Here is a 20,390-nt window from a genome sequence, read left to right on the forward strand (position 1 = left end):
GGCCTGTGGAGGAAAGGTGCCGGAGCGGGCCCCGGCCGATCAGGTGGTCGTGGGAGGATCCCTGGGTACCGAGGAAAAGGAGTCCTGATGCCTGCCGACGACGCGCTGCCGAGCCCCGAGAGCCTCCGCGTGCTCGACGACGCCCTGGTCCGGGGGGTCAGGGCGATCACGGACGAGGCACTCTCGACGCGGCGCCAGCACCTGGCGACCATCTCACCGGAGACCGCAGAACTGGTGGACTCCGTCGCCGGTTACCTCGAGGGCGGGAAGCTCCTGCGTCCGCGCTTCTGCTTCTGGGGCGGTGTCGCGGCCCTCGGTCGCGAGCCCACGGACGAGGAGATCGATTCCCTCGCCCGCTGCGGTGCAGCGATCGAGCTGGTCCAGGCCGCCGCGCTCATGCACGACGACGTCATCGACCACTCCCCCGTGCGCCGCGGCCGTCCGTCCCTCCATGTCGAGGCCGCGACCCGTCACCGTGAGGCCGGACTCGTCGGCTCCGCGGAGGACTTCGGGATCGCCACCGCGATCGTGCAGGGCGATCTCGCGCTGAGCTGGGCCGAACAGGTCGCCTCCGGAGTCCGCGGCGACCTCTCCGGCACGGCTCGCGCTCGCGATGAGTTCGACGCCCTGCGCACCGAGGTCATGTCGGGCCAGTTCCTGGACATCCTTCACCAGGCAGGGGGCTACGAGTCCTCACCGGATGCCGAGCAGGCCGCCCTGTCGGTGATCCGTTGGAAGACGGTCCCGTACACGGTGCTGCGGCCGGTGCGCATCGGCGCTGCGCTGATGGGCGCGAGCGACGCCGTCCTCGGGCAGCTCTCGGACTGGGCGATCGAGGTGGGGACCGCGTTCCAGCTGCGCGATGACCTGCTGAGCGTCGTCGGGGATCAGGACGAGACGGGTAAGCCGATCGGCGGGGACATCGTCGAGGGCAAGCGCACGGTGCTGCTGGCGCGCACGGAGTCCGCGTCGGACGATGCCGGCCGCGGTCTGCTGGCGCAGGTCGTCGGCAACCCCGGAGCCACCGCGGCCCAGATCGCCGAGGTGCACGAGCTGATGGCCTCCACCGGTGCGGTGCGTGCGGTGGCCGACGAGATCCGCACGCGGGCAGAACTGGGGCAGACGCTGCTCGCAGAGGCGCGACTCGGTCTGCTGGGCCGTACGGGCCTGTCGCAGCTGGCTGAGCTCGCGACCGAGCTCAGCTCGCTCCGGTCCTGATCATCTCTCCGCGCGATACGGCGTGCAGGCGGCGACAGGAGCGGGCGACGGGCTCACAGGGCGAGCGCCTGCGCCCGACGGCGCACTTCTCCCCGCTGACCCTGGCGCAGCTGATCGATCGGGCGTCCCGGGAGGGTCTCGTCCTCGGTGAAGAGCCACGTCAGCAGCTCGACATCGTCGAAACCACCGTCGCGCAGGAGCGTGATCGTCCCCCGGAGGTGCGGCGCGATGCCGTTCTCCGTGAGCATCTCCGCGGGAACCATGCGCACCTCGGGATCGCCTCGGCGCACGGAGACGAGTTCCCCGTCTTCGATGAGACGGCGCACACGCGAGACCTCGAGGTCCAGCTGCAGGGCGACATCGGGGAGGTTCAACCAGTCGGTGATGAGTTCGTCGAGGGCATTCACGCCTCCAGAGTGCCATGCACCGGTCCCGCCGCGCACCTCTGGGCGTCCCCCATCGCCTTCGTCCGCCTCACGTCACACCCGATCACGGTCGACGCGCGCGCTCTCAGTGTGTCGGTGCCGGGTCTGCCCGCCACCGCGGCTTAGATTGACAGGGTGAGCGCGGCGACGTCGACTTCCCCCGGCATCAGCCTGCTCCTCGATGACCGCTACCGGGTCGAGGAGCCCATTGCGCGCGGCGGAATGGCGACCGTCCACCGCGGCCACGACGAACGGCTGGACCGCGTGGTCGCGCTGAAGATCATGCATCCTCACCTCGCGATGGACGAGGATTTCCGTCGTCGCTTCGGCAGGGAGGCACGCGCCGCAGCACGCCTGGCGCACCGCAATGTCGTCGGCGTCTTCGATCAGGGTGCGGACGATGACCGCATCTACCTTGCCATGGAGCTGGTCGAGGGCGAGACCCTGCGTGCCCGGATCGTCGAGCAGCACACCCTCACCCTCGCGGACACCCTGGACATCACCGCCCAGGTGCTCGAAGCGCTGGTCGCCGCCCACGCCGCTGGCATCGTGCACCGCGACATCAAGCCCGAGAACATCCTGATCGACGAGCACGGCACCGCGAAGGTCGCGGATTTCGGACTGGCCCGCGCGATCGGAGCGAGCAACTCCTCCGCCAGCTCGACTCTGCTGGGAACGGTCGCCTACATCAGTCCGGAGGTGGTCACGCGCGGTCACAGCGACGAGCGCAGCGACCTCTATTCCCTCGGCGTCGTGCTCTTCGAGATGCTGACCGGCCGCCAGCCCTTCCGCGGCGAACAGCCCGTGCACGTCGCCTTCCAGCATGTCCACGAAGACATCCCCGCCCCGTCGACCGTCGTCACGGGGATCCCTCGGGAGCTCGATTCCTTGGTCACCTGGGCAGCGGCGAGGAAGGTCGAGCAGCGCCCAGCGACTGCGACGGACCTGCTGCGGGCCGTGCGCGAACTCCACAAGACGCTCCCGGCCGCCGTGCTGGACTCCCGCCCCACGACCCGCGAGGACACCGACACCTCCGACGTGGTGCGCCCGACCTCCCATCTCGATGAGGTCGTCGCCGAACTCTCCTCGGACCCTCGCGCGTTCCCGCCTGGTCTCCTGGCCGGGCACACCCCGGAGGACTCCGCGCAGGAGGACGCCGCGCGCCCGGAACAGGCGGCGTCCGACAGCGACGCCGCTGACCCCACCGGTCCCGGCTCCGCCCAGAGGCTCCCCGTCGGCGACGAGACGGAAGGCGAGGACCTCGCAGAGGCGGAGAGCACCGAGGTCGAGGAGACCGAGCGCGAGAAGCACCGGGACGACAACGACCAGGACTCCGCGTCACGCACGGTCGTGGTCCGCGCTCCGCGCGCACGCCGCGGCCGGCATCTGCCGGCGTCGTCCCGACGCCGCTCCGCTCCGATGGCGCTGCTCGCCACGCTGAGCCTGGTCGCAGCGCTCGGTGCGGGCGCCTGGACCGGCGGCGACTGGTATTTCAACACCGGCCCGGGAGCCGATCGGACGATCCCCGTCCTCGCCGGCACCCAGCTGACCGATGCCGAGTCCATCCTCGACGCCGCCGACCTTAGCGTCCGCACCGAGGAGCGGTTCGATGACACGGTGCCCGCGGGCCACGTCATCTCCGCTTCCCCGTCGGCCGGAGCCGCGGTGAAGAAGGGCGACCATGTCGAGCTCGTCGTCTCCAAGGGCGTGCAGACCTTCCCCGTTCCCGAGGTCGAGGGCACGGACGTCGAGGAGGCGCGCGCTGCGGTGGAGGACCAGGGGCTCGAGCTGGTCGAGGACGACCCGGAGTACTCGGAGGAGGTCCCCGCCGGGCAGGTCATCAGCCAGTCCCAGGACGCCGATGCACTGCCCGAGGGCGGGGAGGTGCATGTGGTCGTCTCCCAGGGCCGTCAGCCGATCACGATCCCCGATCAGACCGGCGCGAACGGCAAGACAGCACGCACCGCCCTCGAATCGGCCGGCTTCACCGTGACGAGTTCCAGCGCGCATTCCGCTGATGTGCCCTCCGGGAACGTCATCTCGCAGTCCCCCGCCTCCGGCACCGGCCATCGGGGCGACACCGTCGCCCTGGTGACCTCGCTGGGGCCTGAGATGGTCAAGGTCCCCGACGTCTTCCAGAAGCCAGAGGCCGATGCGAAGAAGACGCTGGAGGCCGCAGGATTCGACGTCACCGTGAAGCATGATCGGGGCGAGCCGGTGTTCGGCCTCGTCTACGAGCAGTCCGCCGAGGCCGGTGCGGAGCTCGCGAAGGGTTCGGCCATCACGATCACGGTCTTCTGAGCCGGCGCCCAGGCACCACCTCGCACCTCGCACCTCGCACGACGCACGACGGACGCATTTGCGGTACCACGCACTTGCTGCACGAGATCACCCCGGCACTGCGTGCGGTGCCGGGGTGATCTCGTGAGCGAGCTGCTCAGCGGCGGGAGAGCATCTCCGCGACCAGGAAGGCGAGTTCGAGCGACTGCTGATGGTTGAGCCGGGGATCCACGAGCGTCTCGTAGCGACGCGTCAGACCCTCCTCGTCGATCTCCCCGGCACCGCCGAGCACCTCGGTGACGTCGTCGCCGGTGAGCTCCATGTGCAGGCCGGCCGGGATCGTGCCCAGTGCCTGATGGACCTCGAAGAATCCGACGACCTCGTCGAGGATGTCCTCGAAGCGCCGGGTCTTGTACCCGTTGGACGAGGTGATCGTGTTGCCGTGCATCGGGTCGGTGACCCAGGCGACCTGGGCGCCGGAGTCGCGCACTCCCTCCACCAGGGCAGGCAGGCGGTCGCGGATCTTGCCGGCGCCCATACGCGTGATGAAGGTCAGGCGACCTGGCTCGCGCTCGGGATCGAGCTTGTCGACGAGCCTCAGCGCGTCGTCGACCGTGGCGGTCGGGCCGAGCTTGACCCCGATCGGGTTGCGCAGGCGGGCCATGAAGTCCACGTGCGCGCCGTCGAGCTGGCGGGTGCGCTCGCCGACCCACAGGAAGTGCCCGGAGCAGCCGTAGATCTCTCCGGTGCGGGAGTCGATCCGTGACAGCGCTTCTTCGTAGTCCAGCAGCAGAGCCTCGTGGGAGGCGTAGAACTCGACCACCTTGAGGGCGTCGAAGTCCGCACCGATCGCCTCCATGAAGCGGATCGCCTTGTCGATCTGACCGGCGAGCTCCTCATAGCGGTCGTAGCCCGCGCCCGAGGTGAAGCCGCGGTTCCAGGAGTGGACCTGGCGCAGATCGGCGAAACCGCCGCCGGTGAAGGCGCGCAGCAGGTTCAGGGTGCTCGCGCTGGTGGTGTAGGTCTTCCACAGGCGATGCGGGTCGGGATTGCGGGCCTCGGGCGTGAAGGCATGGGCGTTGACGGCATCGCCGCGGTAGGTCGGCAGGGTGATGCCGTCACGGGTCTCCTCGTCGCCGGAGCGGGGCTTGGCGAACTGGCCGGCCATCCGTCCCATCTTCACCACCGGGACGGAGGCACCGTAGGTGAGCACGGCCGACATCTGCAGGATCGTGCGGATCTTGTTGCGGATGCGATCGGCCGTGGAGTCGGCGAAGGTCTCGGCGCAGTCGCCGCCGGCGAGCAGGAAGGCCTCGCCCCGCGCCGCCGAGGCAACACGCTCGCGGAGCACGTCGACCTCGCCGGCGAACACCAGCGGCGGAGCCGCCCGCAGATCATCGAAGACCTCCGAGCGCACGGTCTCATCGGGCCATACCGGCTGCTGCACCCTCGGATACTCGCGCCATGCGCCGAGTGCTGCCAGGCCGTCGTCGGCCGAGGACAGGGAGAAATCGTGAGCGCGGGCGGGGGCATCGGGGCTGTACTGGGTCACCCCCACAGGGTACGCAGTGGTTCGCGATGGGGAGGACAGGATCCAGTGGACGGGATCACACCTCGCGCCGTGCCGATGCCTCGCGCAGCCGGCGCTTGACGTCCGCCGCGTACTCCTCGGTGCGCTCCTGGCCCGACAGCTCCTGGATGCGGTCCATGACGTGGTCCGTGACCGCACGCAGGACGGTGCCCTCGTCGGCCGCGCCGAGGGACAGCGCCACCGACCGGGCGTCCACCTGCTTCCCCACCACGACCCGGATCCGGGGCCGACGCCGTGGCAGGTACTTCCGGCCCTGATGGGCCTCATGGACACCGAGCATCGCGACCGGGACGATCGGCGCCCCGGTGGCGAGCGCGACCCGGGCGACGCCGGTCTTCCCCCGGTAGAGCCGACCGTCCGGACTGCGGGTGCCCTCCGGGTAGATGCCGAGGATCTCGCCGGCCTCGAGCACGGCCAGGGCCCCCGCGATCGCCGAGCTCGCGGCGCTGCCCCCGGTGCGATCCACCGGCATCACATGCAGCCCGCGCATGATCGAGGCGGCCACCCGGTTCCACGGGGAGGCGCCGGTGAAGATGTCGGACTTCCCCAGGAAGTGCACGGTGCGACGCACCTGTCCGGGAAGGAAGACCGTGTCGGCGTAGGAATGATGGTTGGAGGCGAGGATGACGGCCCCGGTCTCCGGAATGTGCTCGCGTCCCTCGATGGTCGGATCCCAGACCACCCTCACCACGCCCATCACGAAAGGTTTGGCGATCTCGTACAGCACGGCGGTCTCCTGGGGGTGTGCGCTCGGCGCGGCAGCGGCGCGGTCGCAGGGCGGTGAGCAAGGGAGCGGGACGGAGCGGGGACGACAGGGGGACACGGACAGGACCGGAACGGGGACGAAGCATGTGCGCGCGGGTGCGACGATGTACCCATGGCGTTCAGCGAACTGTCCCGCCCGTGGAGCGCGCGGGGTCACTCTAACCCCCGAGGGGCTCTGCTCCTGTGCCATGGCTTCACCGGCTCGCCGCAGTCGATGCGTCCCTGGGCGCAGGATCATGCGGACCGAGGATGGGTCGTCGATCTGCCCCTGCTGCCCGGCCATGGCTCCACCTGGCAGCACATGAGCACCTCGCGGCGAGAGGACTGGTACGACCGTCTCCGGGAGGCGGCACTGGCCCTGTCCGAGGAGCACGGCAGGATCGCGGTGGGCGGGCTCTCGATGGGGGGCGCGCTCACATTGGCCCTCGCCCAGGATCCGGATCTGCACGGACGTATCGGGGCGTTGGTCGCGGTGAACCCCGGGATGACGCTGCCTCCCCTGGCCGTCGCCGCCGATCTGATCGCTCCGGTCGTGCGCACGCTGCCCGGGATCGGCTCCGACATCGCGAAGCAGGGAGTCTCCGAGGAGGCCTACGACCGGATGCCGCTGCGCTCCGTCGGTCAGCTGCGCCGGCTCTTCCGCACGACCCGCGCCGGTCTCGGAGCTGTCACCGCACCGCTCCTGCTGGCCACCTCGAGCCAGGACCACACGGTGCCCCCGACGGACAGCGACATCGTCGCGGCCGGTGTCTCCGGTCCCGTCGAGCGTCTTGCGCTGACGCGCAGCTATCATCTGGCCACGCTGGACCATGACGCACAGCTTCTGTTCGACACCTCCGCCCGGTTCCTCGAGCAGCAGATGTCCTCTCCCCCGGGAGCCGAAGGAGGCCCGCGATGAACACCGAGCCCCACGAGCCGCGCGATGCCGGCGGACGTCGTGACGTCGATGCCGAGTTCGCCCGCATGCTCGAAGGCGAGGGCGTCGTCCTGCGGCCCGGGGACGCGCCTCGTGAACCGGCGGCACCGGCCTCCTCCCCACAGAGTCTCTCCCCCGGGTCGCCCTCGGCCGACGACGACGAGTGGCCGTTCAGCGCGGATTCCCCGCCCGAGCCTCCGAGCGAGGAATCCCGGGCCCGTTCCCGTGCTGCGCATCCGGCTGCTGGACTGTCCGACCCGACAGCCGGCATCCGGGGCTCGGCGGGACCCCGGGAGCTCGACGACGACGAGGTGCTCTACGGCGACTTCGAGCAGCCCGACCCGGACTTCCCGCAGATGTCCTCCCGCACCCTGTGGTCCTGGACCGCTCTGATCGGTGGGGTGCTGCTGCTGATCGCGGTGTCCGTGACGGTCGCGCTGCCGTCGGTCCTGGGATGGCTGGGCGCCCTCGCCTCTCTCGGCGGCGTCATCTCGCTGCTGCTGCAGGCTCCGCGCACTCGCGATGAGGACGACAACGGCGCGCAGCTCTGAGCGGCCGGTCCGAGCGACCTTGCCGGTCCGAGAGCCCTGGCCGGCGACGCCGGTCCGGGTCGCAGGACCGGTCCGGGCCGGCGGACCAGGCGACCAGGACTGCCTCGGCGTGCGGCGCGGAGCGCCTCAGCGTGCGAGATCCGCTGCGCCGACGATCCCGGCGCGGTTGCCCATGCTCGCCGCGACGAAAGGCGCCAGGCTGCGGTGCGCGCGAGCGGTGAGGTTCGCCCCGTAGGACCTGCGCGCGGGATCCAGCAGCAGGTCCCCGGCGGCGACGACGCCTCCGCCGACGACGATCATGTCGGGATCCAGCAGGGCGGAGATGGAGGAGACTCCCAGACCCAGCCAGGAGCCGAGCTCCGCGATCAGCTCGCGGGAGCCGGGATCGCCCTCCTGCGCGAGGCGGGTGATGAGGGGGCCGTCGATCTCCTCCCGATCTCCACCGGCGGCCTGCACCAGCGGCCCCATCAGCGAGTCCCCGGCACTCGCCCGATGCTTGGCGGTGCGCACCAGCGCCGTGCCCGACGTGTACTGCTCGAGGCAGCCCTTGCGCCCGCAGCCGCACCATTGGCCGTCCGGGACCGCCGTCATGTGGGCGACCTCGCCGGCGAAGCCGTCCCCGCCGCGGATCAGCTGACCGTCCAGGACGATCGCGCCGCCGAGCCCGGTGCCGACGGTCATCATGAGCATGTGCTTCGCCTCGGTCGCGGCACCGAAGCGGTACTCGGCCCAGCCGGCGGCATTCGCGTCGTTCTCGATCACGACCGGGAGGTCGGCCAGACGCTCGAGCTGATCGGCCAGCGGCCGCTGACGCCATGCGAGGTTCGCGGCGAACTTCACCGTGCGCCGGTCCGCGCCGACGAAGCCGGCCGCCCCCACACCGATGCCGACCACGTCGTGGTGCGCGCGCAGCTCCGCGACCGCGTCGGCGACTCCCGCCTCGATCAGCTCAGGATCCGTCGCCGGCGTGCTGCGGGTCGTCGCAGCGATGATCTCGCCGCCCTCGTCGACCACTCCCGCTGCGATCTTCGTGCCGCCGATGTCCACTCCGATGGAGAGCATGCCGCTCCTTCTCGATCACAGGTGATCAGGTCGTTTCCAGTGTCTGGTTCCCAGCTCGTCGTACCCATCGTAATTGGCGCTGGCGTAGGATCGTCCCCACCCGACCAGCGCTTCCGGGCAGGCCTCCGGTATTCCGGGATCGCGCCCCTTCCCGGATCGAAGGAGATTCGATGAAGCAGTTCACCACGGCTCCGCAGCACGAGAGCCGCGCAGACGAGAATACGACGGACCTCCTGCTGGGGCGTCTGCGTGCGGACAAGTCAGTCCCGATCTATGAGCTCGCACAGTCCGACGGCCGCTACGTGCCCCTGTCCACTGCTGACTTCATCGCCGAGGTCAAGCAGGTCGCGAAGGGGCTGATCGCCTCCGGCGTGGAGTCCGGGGACGTCGTCGCGATCCTCTCCCGCACCCGCTACGAGTGGGCGCTGGCCGACTGGGCCGTCTGGTGGGCGGGCGGGGTCAGCGTCCCGATCTACGAGACGTCCTCTCCCAGCCAGATCCAGTGGATCGCCTCGGACACCAACGCGCGCTTCGCGATCGTGGAGGCCACCCGCCACCGGGAGGACATGGAGTCCGTGCGCAGCGAGCTGCCTGCGCTCGAGCACATCGGTGTCATCGACGACGGCATCATCCAGGAGCTCACCGCGCGCGGAGCGGACGTCAGCGACGACGACCTCGAAGCGCGCCGCACCTCGCGCACCCTCGACGACGTCGCCACGATCATCTACACCTCCGGCACGACCGGACGCCCCAAGGGCGCCGAGCTGACCCACGGGAACTTCGTGGACACCTCCCGCAGCGCCCTGAACCTCCTGGGTGAGCAGGTGCTGCCCCCGGGATCGCGCCTGCTGATGTTCCTGCCCCTCGCGCACGTCTTCGCTCGGCTGATCACCGTGCTGGCCGCCTCGTGGCCCGTCACCACGGCCTTCACCCCGGACACCAAGAACCTGCTGCCGGATCTGGCCGCATTCAAGCCGACCTTCCTGCTCGCCGTGCCGCGCGTGTTCGAAAAGGTCTACAACGGGGCCGAGGCGAAGGCCATCGCCGGGGGCCGCGGCAAGATCTTCACCGCCGCGTCCGACGCGGCGATCGCCTATTCCCTCGCGCAGAGCGCCGGGAAGGTGCCGTTCGGCCTGAAGGCGAAGCATGCGCTGTTCGAGAAGCTGGTCTACGGGAAGCTGCGAGAGGCCATGGGCGGCGACGTCCGCTGGGCGGTCTCCGGCGGCGCACCGCTGGGTGCGCGTCTGGCCCACTTCTTCCGCGGTATCGGGGTGACGGTGCTCGAGGGGTACGGGCTCACGGAGACCACCGCGCCGGTCTGCGTGAACCTGCCCTGGGCGGTCGAGCCCGGAACCGTGGGCCCACCGCTGCCGGGGTCCACCGTCGCGATCGACGACAACGGCGAGATCCTCGTCAAGGGCGTCATGGTCTTCGCCGGTTACCACCACAACCCCGAGGCCACCGCCGAGGCTCTGCAGGACGGCTGGTTCCGCACCGGCGACCTCGGGTCCCTGGACGAGCAGGGCGCGCTGACGATCACGGGACGCACCAAGGAGGTCATCGTGACCGCCGGCGGGAAGAACATCTCCCCGGCGCAGCTCGAGGACCAGCTGCGATCTCATCCGCTGGTCAGCCAGTGCGTGGTCATCGGTGACCAGAAGCCGTTCGTCGCCGCGATCCTCACTCTCGATGCCGAGATGCTCCCCACCTGGTTGAAGAACAACTCGCTGCCCGAGATGAGCATCTCCGAGGCCGCCCAGGACGAGCGGGTGCTCGCCGAGGTGCAGACCGTCGTCGACAAGGCCAACCGGTCCGTCTCCAAGGCGGAGTCGATCCGCGCCTTCGAGGTCATCGACTCGGACTTCACCGAGGAGAACGGCTACCTGACCCCGTCGCTGAAGCTCAAGCGCAACGTGGTCGTCAAGGATCTCGCCCCGGTCATCGAGAAGATCTATTCGCGGCCCAAGCCCACGAGCTGATCCGCTCCGCCGTGCCGGCCCCGGCACCTGGGTGACCACGCGCACCACGCGTCAGGAGCTCAGGTGTCGGGGCCGCGTCATAGTCTGCGGGCATGTCCGCGCGCCGCCAGCTGAGCTTCGATGATCTCGGCACCCCCTTGATGGACGCGACCCTCGTCGTGGTCGACCTCGAGACCACCGGGACGGATCCCTCGGCCGACGCGATCACCGAGATCGGCGCCGTCAAGGTGCGGGCCGGCGAGGTGCTCGGGGAGTTCCGCACGTTCGTGGATCCTGAACGACCGATCCCGGCCTACATCGCCTCGCTCACCGGCATCACGGACGCCTCGGTCGCCGGGGCGCCGCCGATCACCACGGTGCTGCCGATGTTCCTCGACTTCGTCGGCGATGCCGCCCTCGTCGCCCACAACGCGCGCTTCGACATCTCCTTCCTCACGGCACAGGCCGCCCGCTGCGAGATCGGCTGGCCGAGGCCCGCAGTGCTGGACACCCTGGCGCTCGCCCGCACCGTGTTCCGACGTGACGAGGTGCGCGACCACAAGCTCTCGACCCTCGCCGCCCATGTCGGGGCGAGCATCACCCCGGACCACCGCGCTCTCTCCGATGCCCGGGCGACGGTCGACGTGCTCCACGCGATCATCGAACGTCTGGGCCCCACCGGCACGTCCACCCTCGAGGACCTGTCCTCCGCGCATCGACGGGCCACGCCTGTCCAGCTGCGCAAGAAGCACCTCGCGGAGAGCATCCCCTCCGTCCCCGGGGTCTACCAGTTCCGAGACGCTCAGGACGCGGTGCTCTACGTGGGCACCTCCCGCAATCTGCGTTCGCGGGTGCGCACCTATTTCACGGCCTCGGAGACCCGGCGCAAGGTCCTGGACATGCTCCCGCGGGCGGAGTCGATCCGGATCATCGAGTGCACCACTCCCACCGAGGCCGCGATCCGCGAGCTGCGCATCATCGGCGCCGAGAAGCCCCCGTCGAACCGGCACGGCCTGACCCCCGAGAAGGCGCTCTGGCTGCGGCTCGGCAGCGGCGGGGACGGGCTGCGCGCGGCGCGCCTCGCCCGGACGGAGGCCGACGGCTCGGTGCAGATCGGCCCTCTCTCCTCGCGTCACGACGTGGACCCGCTGCGAGGCCTGCTCACCGACGCCGTGCTGGGCCGCGGGGCATCCTTCGAGAGTGCCGGCGGGCGGGAGCCGCTCCCCCGGGCAGCTCACCACGATCAGCTGCGGCGGGCCATGCGCGAGGATCCGCGGGACGTCCTCGACCACGTGGCCTCGCGCATGCGCCGTCACGTCGACGCCGGCCGCTACGAGGACGCCGAGAAGCTACGACGCCTCGCGCTGAGCTTCCTCACCGCAGCACGTCGTGGGGCACGACTGCGCGCGATCGGCGACGTGCCCCTGCTGGTCGCCGCACGGCCGAGCTCAGAACCCGTCATCGGCGGTCGCGGATGGGAGATCCTCGCCGTGCGCCACGGTCGCTTCTCGGGCACCGCACTGGTGCCCGCCCAGGCCGATCCCGTCGCCGTCGCACGCTCCCTGGCCCTCACCGGCACCGGTGAGGCGGAGCTCGCCGCACCGATGTGCCAGGGCTATCCCCAGGAGGCGGAGATCCTGCTGAACTGGCTGGAGGGGGACGGCGTGCGCACGGTCCTCACCGAGGGCGAATGGCGACAGCCCGCGCGCGCACGCTTCGACGCGGATCACCTCGCCGAACGCTTCGCCCGGACCCAGCCGGGCGTCGGGGCATAGGCTCGGAGCACACGTCCTGGCGCGCTCGGCGCCTCGTCTCCTAGGAGTTCCCATGATCACTGCCATCGTCTCGATCGTCGTCGAGTCCGCACGCATCCCCGAGGTCGCGGAGGCGATCGTCGACATCGACGGCATCGAGCAGGTCTATTCCGTCACCGGTGACGTGGACCTGATCGCCGTCGTGCGGGTGCGCGCCCACGAGGACCTCGCCGGCGTCATCGCCGACCAGCTCGGCAAGGTCGAGGGCGTGCGGGACACCACGACGAACATCGCCTTCAAGACCTACTCCAAGAGCGATCTCGACGCGGCCTTCGATCTGGGCATCGACGGCTGAACCAGAGCAGATCGGGCGCGCCCCGCACTGCGGGCGCTGCGCCGGTCAGCCCTGTGAGGACATCACCCGCTGCGACGCCGCCGCCCAGTTCTCCAGCAGCTCCTTGGGCCGCCCGGAGTCCAGCGCGGCCTCGACCTCCCCGTAGGCGGCGACGAAGCGGTCCTCGAAGCCATCGGACGCCTCGAGCCCGATCCCGTCGAACGCCTGGACACCGGACGCCGCGTTCAGGAGCACCGCATCCCGCACCGCCTCCATGCGTCCTTCGCGGGACCCGTCGAAGAGATCCCGGGCGACCTGCGCGTTCTCGGCCGCCGTCCCGCCGCGGAGGGCGTCGTGGCCGGCACGCGACAGGCCGAGCAGCCGGTGAGGATCCAACAGGTGCTCTCGCACCTCTGCGCCCCGGACCTCCCAGACCTGGGACTCGCCGGTGACCGTCAGCTCGTCCAGCCCGTCCAGCCCGCGGAAGACCAGCGCGCTCGTGCCGCGCGCGGCGAAGACGCCCGCGACCGTCGGGGCGATGGTGACGTCCGCGACCCCGACGGCGCTCGCCCGAGGCATCGCCGGATTGGTGATCGGACCGAGGATGTTCATGACGGTCGGGATGCCCAGCCCCTTGCGGGCCTCCGCGGCGAACCGCATCGAGGGGTGGAACACCTGGGCGAAGAGGAAGGTCATGCCGATCTCCTCGACCAGGTCCTCGACGGCGGAGAGCGGAAGGTCCAGACGCACGCCGAGCTCCTCCAGCACGTCGGCCGACCCCGACTTCGACGACGAGGCGCGGTTGCCGTGCTTGACCACCGGTCGACCCGTCGAGGCGATCACCATCGACGCCATCGTGGAGATGTTCACCGTCCTGGCGAGGTCTCCCCCGGTGCCGACGATATCGATGCAGCGCTGCGGAGAGCGCACCGGTCGGGCATGGGCCACCATCGAATCGGCCAGGGCGGCGAGCTCGTCGCTGCTGACGCCCTTCGCCTGCAGGGCGACGAGGAACCCGGCCAGCTGGACGGCGGTGGTGTTTCCGAGCATGACCTCGTCCATCGCCCAGGAGGCTTCGTGGACGTCGAGATCCTCGCCGCGCACGAGGCGCGACGTGATCGTGGACCAGGTCGGGATGTTCTCGCTCATGCCTGAATGATCGCACTTCACGGTGCGGGAACGTCGTTCCGGTCACGGTGCGGATCACAGATGCATCACACGCTCACCTGGCACCGGCCACCTGCGCAGAGAGGAAGCGTGTCCTGGTTCGTGACAGGGCGTCAGGAGGGATATGCTGGCTCCGTCCTTCCGGGGCTATGCCCTGCGGTGAGCCTGCACGTCGTGAACTGGCGCACCGATTCTGACGACACGACATAATGGTGACGTGACTACTGCGACCCTGCCTGAGCGCCCCGCCGCCGCTGCCCCAGCGGTCGGCCGCCCCAACCCGACGCAGATCGGCACGATCGTCTGGCTCTCCAGTGAGCTGATGTTCTTCGGCGGTCTGTTCGCGATGTACTTCACGTTGCGATCCATGGCGCCGGATACCTTCGTGACCGGACAAGGTCACTTCGCCCACGGATACGCGCTCGTGAACACCACGATCCTCGTACTGAGCTCCGTGACCTGCCAGATCGGCGTGTACCTCGCCGAGGGCCGCTTCCCCAACGGGAAGACCTTCACCCCGCGCAAGCGCCGCGAGGGCTCGATCTTCAACGTCGCGGGCTGGGGCATGATCGAGTGGTACACGCTCACGTTCATCATGGGCGCGGTCTTCGTGTCCGGCCAGGCGTACGAGTACACCGAGCTCGTGCACAACGGGATCACGCTCTCGTCCACGCCGTTCGGGTCGATCTTCTACCTCGCCACCGGCTTCCACGGCATCCACGTGATCGGCGGTCTGATCGCCTTCCTCATGGTGATCATGCGGGCACTGGTCGCGGACAAGTTCACCCAGCACGAGCAGGTCTCGGCGATCTGCATCTCGTACTACTGGCACTTCGTCGACGTCGTCTGGATCGTCCTGTTCTTCATCGTGTACATGCTCGATCCGCTGTCGTCGCTGTTCACCTCCGGCCACTTCATCCCGGTCGACTTCGACTGGAGCATCTTCTGAGCCCCGCGCCCGCACAGGCTCCGCCGCCTGGTGCGTCCCCACGTCTCCGCCCCTCCCCAGCCCGCCCCCTCCACGAATCGAGGTTCGAACCGTGAAGGCACTCGCCGCACGTCGTCATCACCCGATGGCGCTACTCGTGATCCTTCTGCTCGCCCTGGTGGCGACCGGCGGTCTGTACGTCGCGTTCCAGCCTCAGACGGCCCAGGCCGAGGCGTACACGCAGGACGACATCGATGAGGGCGAGGCGCTCTTCCTCGCCAACTGCGCGACGTGCCACGGCCGCAATGCCGAGGGCGAGCTCGACGCAGACGGCTCGACGATCGGCCCCTCGCTGATCGGTGTGGGCGCTGCCGCCGTCGACTTCCAGGTCGGCACCGGCCGCATGCCCATGCAGTCCTCGGGCGCTCAGGCCTGGCGCAAGCCCCCGCAGATGAACGAGGAGCAGACCCGGCAGCTCGCCGCATACGTCGCCTCCCTCGGATCCGGCCCCGCCGTTCCGGACGAGGAGTACCTCGACACTTCGAAGGGTGACGCCACCAAGGGCGGAGAGATCTTCCGGATCAACTGCGCCATGTGCCACAACGCGGCCGGTCAGGGCGGCGCCCTGACGCGCGGCAAGTTCGCACCGGCCGTCACCGGCGTCGAGGGCAAGCACGTCTACGAGGCCATGGACACCGGCCCTCAGAACATGCCTGTCTTCAGCGAGACCAACCTGTCCCCGCAGGACAAGCTTGATGTCATCACCTACCTGGAGGCCCTGGAGGAGAACGGCTCCCCCGGCGGCATCTCCCTGGGCTCCCTCGGCCCCGTGACCGAGGGACTGTACGCCTGGACGATCATCCTGTCCCTGCTCCTCGGCTGCGCCGTGTGGCTGGGGGCGAAGGCCAAGTGAATGCGAGCATGAACACGAATCCCGACGGCACCACCTCCGAGGGCACGGTCACCGCCGTCGCCCCCAAGGAGGGTGGCGGCTTCCCGAACCCGGGGCTCCCCCCGCACGTCCATCGCCAGGCCGACGTCTCGAGGTCCGCTGAGAAGCGCGCCGAACGACTCGTCGCCGGCATGTTCCTCCTCTCCGTGGTGGGCACCGCGATCTTCATCGCCGCCTACTTCCTCGTCACCCCGACGGGCACGAACATCTTCGCCGCAGAGGGCTCCCCCAAGGCCCTGTGGTGGTCGAACCTCGTCGCGGGCCTCGGTCTCGCGATCGCCGTCTTCTTCATCGGTGCGGCCGCGGTCCACTGGGCCAAGACCCTGATGCCCGATGAGGAGATGGTCGAAGAGCGTCACGACATCCGCAGCTCCGACGAGGTGCGCGAGGTCGCCGCCGGCATCATCACCGACGGCCTCGAGGAGTCCGGCATCGCCCGGCGCCCCCTCATCGTCACGGCCATGGTCGCCTCGCTCGCAGCGCTGCCGATCGCGGTTCTCGCACCGCTGTCGACGCTCGGCCCCCTGCCGGGCAACAAGCTGCACCACACGTTCTGGGGCCAGAACCCCGGTCAGCGCCTGGCTCGCGACCACGACGGCACGCCCATCAAGCTCTCCGACGTCGCGATGAACTCGATCTTCCACGTCATGCCCGAAGGCCTGACCGACGAGACTCCGCACTTCATGGAGGAGCGTGCGAAGGCCGCCACCGTGATCGTCCGCATCGACCCGAAGCTGGCGAAGAACGACGAGAGCCTGGCGAACGGCGTCGAGGGCGTGCTCGCCTTCTCCAAGATCTGCACGCACGTCGGCTGCCCGGTGGCGCTCTACGAGCAGCAGACCCACCACATGCTGTGCCCCTGCCACCAGTCGACCTTCGACGTCACCGATGGCGCGAAGGTGATCTTCGGGCCGGCACACCGTCCCCTCCCCCAGCTCCCGATCGACGTCGACGACGAGGGCTATCTCGTCGCCTCCGGCGACTTCCCCGAGCCGATCGGTCCCAGCTTCTGGAACCTCCACAAGGACAAGTGATCACGTGACGACCACGACTCCCGATACCCGGAAGCAGACTTCCGACGACGCGAGCAGCTCTCGCGTGTACAAGCTCGGCGCGGTGGGCGGCGACTGGCTCGATCAGCGCCTCTCCGGCGGCGGCTTCGTCAAGTTCATGGCCCGCAAGATCTTCCCCGATCACTGGTCGTTCATGTTCGGCGAGGTGGCGCTGTACAGCTTCGTCATCCTGCTGATCTCGGGAACCTTCCTCACGATGTTCTTCGACCCCTCCATGGAGGAGGTCGTGTACAGCGGCCCCTACACGGCGCTCCAGGGCGAGCAGATGTCACGCGCCTTCGAGTCGACCCTGCACATCTCGTTCGAGGCGAAGGGCGGTCTGCTGTTCCGCCAGATGCACCATTGGTCGGCGCTGGTCTTCATGGTCGCGATCTTCGTGCACATGTTCCGCGTCTTCTTCACCGGTGCGTTCCGCAAGCCGCGTGAGCTCAACTGGCTCGTCGGCTTCACGCTGATGGTCCTGGGCATGGTGGCCGGCTTCTCCGGATACTCCCTCCCGGACGACGTGCTCTCGGGCAACGGCCTGCGCGTGATCGACGGCCTGATGAAGGCGATTCCGATCATCGGCACCTACCTGTCGATGCTGCTGTTCAACGGCGAGTTCCCCGGAACCGACATCATCCCGCGCCTGTTCACGATCCATATCCTGCTGGTGCCGGCCATGATCCTCGGCCTGATCGCGATCCACCTGGTCCTGCTGGTCCTGCACAAGCACACGCAGTACCCGGGTCCGGGCCGCACCGAGCGCAACGTCGTCGGCTTCCCGGTCTTCCCGGTCTACGCTGCCAAGGCCGGAGGATTCTTCTTCCTGGTCTTCGGAATCATCACCCTGATCTCCGCGACCACCGCGATCAACGGCGTCTGGGTCTACGGTCCGTACGACCCCTCCCCCGTGTCTGCCGGCTCCCAGCCGGACTGGTACATGCTCTGGACGGACGGCGGACTCCGCCTGATGCCCGGCTGGGAGTTCACGATCTTCGGATACGTGGTCTCGCTGAACATGCTGATCCCGTTCGTCGTCTACGGCGCTCTGCTGGGCTTCATGGCGGTCTACCCGTTCCTCGAGGCCTGGGTCACCGGCGACGACCGTGAGCACCACCTCAACGACCTGCCGTACAACGCGCCGGTCCGGATGGGTCTCGGCATCGCCTGGATCAGCATCTATCTGATCCTGGCCCTCGCTGCGACGAACGACATCATCGCCATCGCCCTGCACATGTCGATCAATGACCTCACGTGGGCATTCCGTATCGGGATCTTCGTGGCACCGGTGCTGCTGTTCTTCATCACGAAGCGGCTGTGCCTTTCGTTCCAGCGTCATGCTCGCGAGAAGGCGCTGCACGGCACCGAGACCTCGCGTGTCGTCCGCACGGATGCCGGGCAGATGCTCGAGATCCACGAGCCGCTCAACGAGTTCGATCGCTGGGTCCTCGTGCAGCACGACGACTACCGCCCGCTCCGCGCAGGCAAGGGCGTGTCCTCGCTCCGAGCGAAGGCCACGAGCTTCTTCTTCAAGGATCGGATCGAGCCGGTCACCCCGGCCGAGCTGCGCGCTGCTCTGGAGCACGCCGGTCATGAGAAGCACAAGATCGACGCCGTCACTGGTGGCGACTACCGCACCCCGGCGGAGAAGGCTCACCCGGAAGGCTGACCACTCCCGCCGCTGCGCGGAACGAACGCTGAAGGGCCCTGGGATCTTTCCCAGGGCCCTTCAGCGTTGGACCGGAGAACGCCCAGCCCGCCCCTGTGTGGCCCGTCCAGCCGTGCCCCGTCAGGACCGCCCCGTGACACGGTGTGCTGCTGTGCACTGTCGCGTGCCGACGCGTACCGCCGCGTACCGCCGCGTGCTGCCGCGTGCTGCCGCGTGGAGCGTCTCGCTCAGCGCAGCACGGGGCTGCGGGGCCCCTGCTCCCCCGGATGCCGCCCGGCGACGGCATCCACGAGATAGCGCGCCGCGATGATGCTCAGGCGCCGCTCAGTGCGCCGCAGACGACGCACTGCTCGCAAGGGCCCGCGCTTCGCGTCCATGCCTTCGGCAGCCAGCGTGGTGCGCGCCCACTCGATGCCGCCACCTACGCCACCATTCTCGGCGAACAGCGTTTCGAGCTCGATGACTGCATGGTCGCTCGGCCTGCGGACGCCACCGATCATCGTGCTCACCCTTCCCGGTTGCCGCCGCATCACGAGGAGTCGTGTTCCCTGCGGTGGTCGTGCGGCAACGCTAACACCGGCACGGTTCAGGACACCTGACCGCCCTCCGCGCAGCCCGTCTCGTCTGCGCCCCCTATGCATTCGCACGTGTACGCACTCGCGGAGGCATACACGCACGGGCACAACCGTTTACAGACTAGTTACGCTGTTGCGATGCCGACGTGCTATTCCTGCTGTCGCTATCGTGGCGGAGCCTTCCAGCATCTCCCGCCCCACGGGCCGGTGACCGCAGCTGGGCTGCAGGGCGGCGCGCTCGATCCGTGCTCACCGGGGACCGTGGGCCAGCTCGCTCGACGTGGTGCTGTGCTCAGGAAGAGAGCTTCGGACGCGGGTCAGAGGACTCCCTGCGCACAGCCGGCGCGGAATCCACCGAGAGTGCGATCACCGCAAAGTCTGCACCGGCGCCAATGCCGAGTCCCGTTCCCAGGCCCATGCCCATGCCCCTGCCCATGCCCATGCCCATGCCGGCACACCATCGTGTCGTATTCCTGGGACTGCAGCGTCCTGCCCCAGGGTCCGCGACCCCCATGTCTGAATGCGCGCATCAGCATGTTGAGCACCGTGCTGTCCTGCTGCGCGAGGGCATCCGCTCCGCACTCCGCGCGGTGCGACCGGGAACCCGCGTGCCGTCCCGGACACGGGGAAGCTCAGGCACTGACGAGCGGTCTCCGCACTCCGTCCTCCGATGCGACGGACTCGAGCCCGCCTCTGCACACAAGCGAGCGGCCCCGCATCGACGAATCGATGCGGGGCCGCTGCGGCAGATCCCCGAGCGGGATCAGCGGGACTCAGTGCTGGTGCTGACCCACCGAGAATTCGAGAACCCAGCTGAGGATGCCGAAGATCGCGAACATGATGCCGAAGGCGAAGATCCACCAGCCGGCCGCGACTCCGAGGAAGCACAGTGCGGCGCCGATCGCAGCCCACAGCGGGGCCCAGCTGTACGGGGAGAAGCTGCCCTGGACGCCCGCATTCGGAGCGATCTCCGCGTCGGAATCGTCGGAGGAGTTCAGCTCGTTGTGACGGATGGTCAGCGTGAGGACCATCGCGATCATGAACCCCAGGCCTGCCAGGGCCAGCAAGGCCGGGAAACCGACGGGCTCGATGCCCATGGGCTCGTACCTCCCCGTCACGAAGCCGTACGCCACGGCGACGATCAGGAAGAAGACTCCCAGGATCCAGAAGATCTTTGCAGATGCTCTCAT

At 69.1% G+C, this 20,390-nt stretch carries 18 protein-coding genes; 11 read left to right on the forward strand and 7 right to left on the reverse strand.

Annotated features, from left to right (window positions below):
* Nucleotides 1-87 precede the first annotated feature (87 nt).
* A complete protein-coding gene (locus CIK81_RS01810; RefSeq protein ID WP_114312216.1) occupies nucleotides 88-1,218 on the forward strand; it encodes a polyprenyl synthetase family protein in 1,131 nt (376 codons plus the stop codon).
* A gap of 53 nt (nucleotides 1,219-1,271) precedes the next feature.
* On the opposite strand, the gene CIK81_RS01815 is transcribed toward CIK81_RS01810, so the two are convergent.
* Nucleotides 1,272-1,625, reverse strand: coding sequence for an Rv2175c family DNA-binding protein (locus CIK81_RS01815; protein WP_096164400.1), 354 nt, complete (start codon nucleotides 1,623-1,625; stop codon nucleotides 1,272-1,274).
* A 153-nt stretch (nucleotides 1,626-1,778) separates the two neighbouring features.
* Between CIK81_RS01815 and CIK81_RS01820 the strand changes: the two genes are divergently transcribed.
* On the forward strand, nucleotides 1,779-3,944 hold the full coding sequence (locus CIK81_RS01820; RefSeq protein ID WP_096164399.1) for a Stk1 family PASTA domain-containing Ser/Thr kinase: 2,166 nt from the start codon (nucleotides 1,779-1,781) through the stop codon (nucleotides 3,942-3,944).
* Nucleotides 3,945-4,080: 136 nt separating this feature from the next.
* Here CIK81_RS01820 and CIK81_RS01825 read toward each other — a convergent pair whose 3' ends face one another.
* Together CIK81_RS01825 and CIK81_RS01830 are read right to left on the reverse strand one after the other, a co-directional pair.
* The gene (locus tag CIK81_RS01825) at nucleotides 4,081-5,427 is read right to left on the reverse strand and encodes a class II 3-deoxy-7-phosphoheptulonate synthase (RefSeq protein ID WP_158541887.1); all 1,347 of its coding nucleotides are present in this window, start codon (nucleotides 5,425-5,427) and stop codon (nucleotides 4,081-4,083) included.
* Between the two features lie 103 nt (nucleotides 5,428-5,530).
* Nucleotides 5,531-6,241, reverse strand: a complete 711-nt coding sequence (locus tag CIK81_RS01830; RefSeq protein WP_096164397.1) for a 1-acyl-sn-glycerol-3-phosphate acyltransferase — start codon at nucleotides 6,239-6,241, stop codon at nucleotides 5,531-5,533.
* A 150-nt stretch (nucleotides 6,242-6,391) separates the two neighbouring features.
* On the opposite strand from CIK81_RS01830, the gene CIK81_RS01835 reads away from it, so the two are divergent.
* Nucleotides 6,392-7,177, forward strand: coding sequence for a carboxylesterase (locus CIK81_RS01835; RefSeq protein WP_096164396.1), 786 nt, complete (start codon nucleotides 6,392-6,394; stop codon nucleotides 7,175-7,177).
* Nucleotides 7,174-7,746, forward strand: coding sequence for a hypothetical protein (locus CIK81_RS01840; protein ID WP_096164395.1), 573 nt, complete (start codon nucleotides 7,174-7,176; stop codon nucleotides 7,744-7,746). The genes CIK81_RS01835 and CIK81_RS01840 overlap by 4 nt, the downstream gene beginning before the upstream one ends.
* A gap of 126 nt (nucleotides 7,747-7,872) precedes the next feature.
* On the opposite strand, the gene CIK81_RS01845 is transcribed toward CIK81_RS01840, so the two are convergent.
* A complete protein-coding gene (locus CIK81_RS01845) occupies nucleotides 7,873-8,808 on the reverse strand; it encodes an ROK family glucokinase (RefSeq protein ID WP_096164394.1) in 936 nt (311 codons plus the stop codon).
* A 170-nt stretch (nucleotides 8,809-8,978) separates the two neighbouring features.
* Between CIK81_RS01845 and CIK81_RS01850 the strand changes: the two genes are divergently transcribed.
* The 3 genes from CIK81_RS01850 to CIK81_RS01860 all read left to right on the forward strand — a co-directional run bounded on the left by CIK81_RS01850 (nucleotide 8,979) and on the right by CIK81_RS01860 (nucleotide 12,875).
* Nucleotides 8,979-10,787: a long-chain fatty acid--CoA ligase gene (locus CIK81_RS01850; RefSeq protein ID WP_114305938.1), complete on the forward strand. Its 1,809-nt coding sequence runs from the start codon at nucleotides 8,979-8,981 to the stop codon at nucleotides 10,785-10,787.
* Between the two features lie 92 nt (nucleotides 10,788-10,879).
* Nucleotides 10,880-12,541, forward strand: a complete 1,662-nt coding sequence (locus CIK81_RS01855) for a DEDD exonuclease domain-containing protein (RefSeq protein ID WP_114312212.1) — start codon at nucleotides 10,880-10,882, stop codon at nucleotides 12,539-12,541.
* A 52-nt stretch (nucleotides 12,542-12,593) separates the two neighbouring features.
* Nucleotides 12,594-12,875 carry an Lrp/AsnC family transcriptional regulator gene (locus CIK81_RS01860; RefSeq protein WP_114312210.1) on the forward strand — a complete coding sequence of 94 codons (282 nt, stop codon included), beginning with the start codon at nucleotides 12,594-12,596 and terminating at the stop codon, nucleotides 12,873-12,875.
* Nucleotides 12,876-12,920: 45 nt separating this feature from the next.
* On the opposite strand, the gene trpD is transcribed toward CIK81_RS01860, so the two are convergent.
* Nucleotides 12,921-14,003, reverse strand: a complete 1,083-nt coding sequence (trpD, locus tag CIK81_RS01865; RefSeq protein ID WP_114312208.1) for an anthranilate phosphoribosyltransferase — start codon at nucleotides 14,001-14,003, stop codon at nucleotides 12,921-12,923.
* Nucleotides 14,004-14,238: 235 nt separating this feature from the next.
* Here trpD and CIK81_RS01870 point away from each other — a divergent pair, with 235 nt between their 5' ends.
* The 4 genes from CIK81_RS01870 to CIK81_RS01885 all read left to right on the forward strand — a co-directional run bounded on the left by CIK81_RS01870 (nucleotide 14,239) and on the right by CIK81_RS01885 (nucleotide 18,625).
* Entirely contained in the window at nucleotides 14,239-14,970 is a 732-nt protein-coding gene (locus tag CIK81_RS01870; RefSeq protein ID WP_096164389.1) for a heme-copper oxidase subunit III, read from the forward strand.
* Between the two features lie 91 nt (nucleotides 14,971-15,061).
* Nucleotides 15,062-15,862, forward strand: a complete 801-nt coding sequence (locus tag CIK81_RS01875) for a c-type cytochrome (protein ID WP_096164388.1) — start codon at nucleotides 15,062-15,064, stop codon at nucleotides 15,860-15,862.
* 8 nt (nucleotides 15,863-15,870) lie between these two features.
* Entirely contained in the window at nucleotides 15,871-16,935 is a 1,065-nt protein-coding gene (locus CIK81_RS01880) for a ubiquinol-cytochrome c reductase iron-sulfur subunit (protein ID WP_096164387.1), read from the forward strand.
* A 4-nt stretch (nucleotides 16,936-16,939) separates the two neighbouring features.
* On the forward strand, nucleotides 16,940-18,625 hold the full coding sequence (locus CIK81_RS01885) for a cytochrome bc complex cytochrome b subunit (RefSeq protein ID WP_114355303.1): 1,686 nt from the start codon (nucleotides 16,940-16,942) through the stop codon (nucleotides 18,623-18,625).
* Between the two features lie 227 nt (nucleotides 18,626-18,852).
* On the opposite strand, the gene CIK81_RS01890 is transcribed toward CIK81_RS01885, so the two are convergent.
* Both CIK81_RS01890 and CIK81_RS01895 read right to left on the reverse strand, forming a co-directional pair.
* Entirely contained in the window at nucleotides 18,853-19,134 is a 282-nt protein-coding gene (locus CIK81_RS01890) for a hypothetical protein (protein ID WP_096164385.1), read from the reverse strand.
* Nucleotides 19,135-19,973: 839 nt separating this feature from the next.
* Nucleotides 19,974-20,390 carry a cytochrome c oxidase subunit 4 gene (locus CIK81_RS01895; RefSeq protein WP_096164384.1) on the reverse strand — a complete coding sequence of 139 codons (417 nt, stop codon included), beginning with the start codon at nucleotides 20,388-20,390 and terminating at the stop codon, nucleotides 19,974-19,976.

This window comes from Brachybacterium sp. JB7, from assembly GCF_003335205.1.
GTDB lineage: Bacteria > Actinomycetota > Actinomycetes > Actinomycetales > Dermabacteraceae > Brachybacterium > Brachybacterium alimentarium.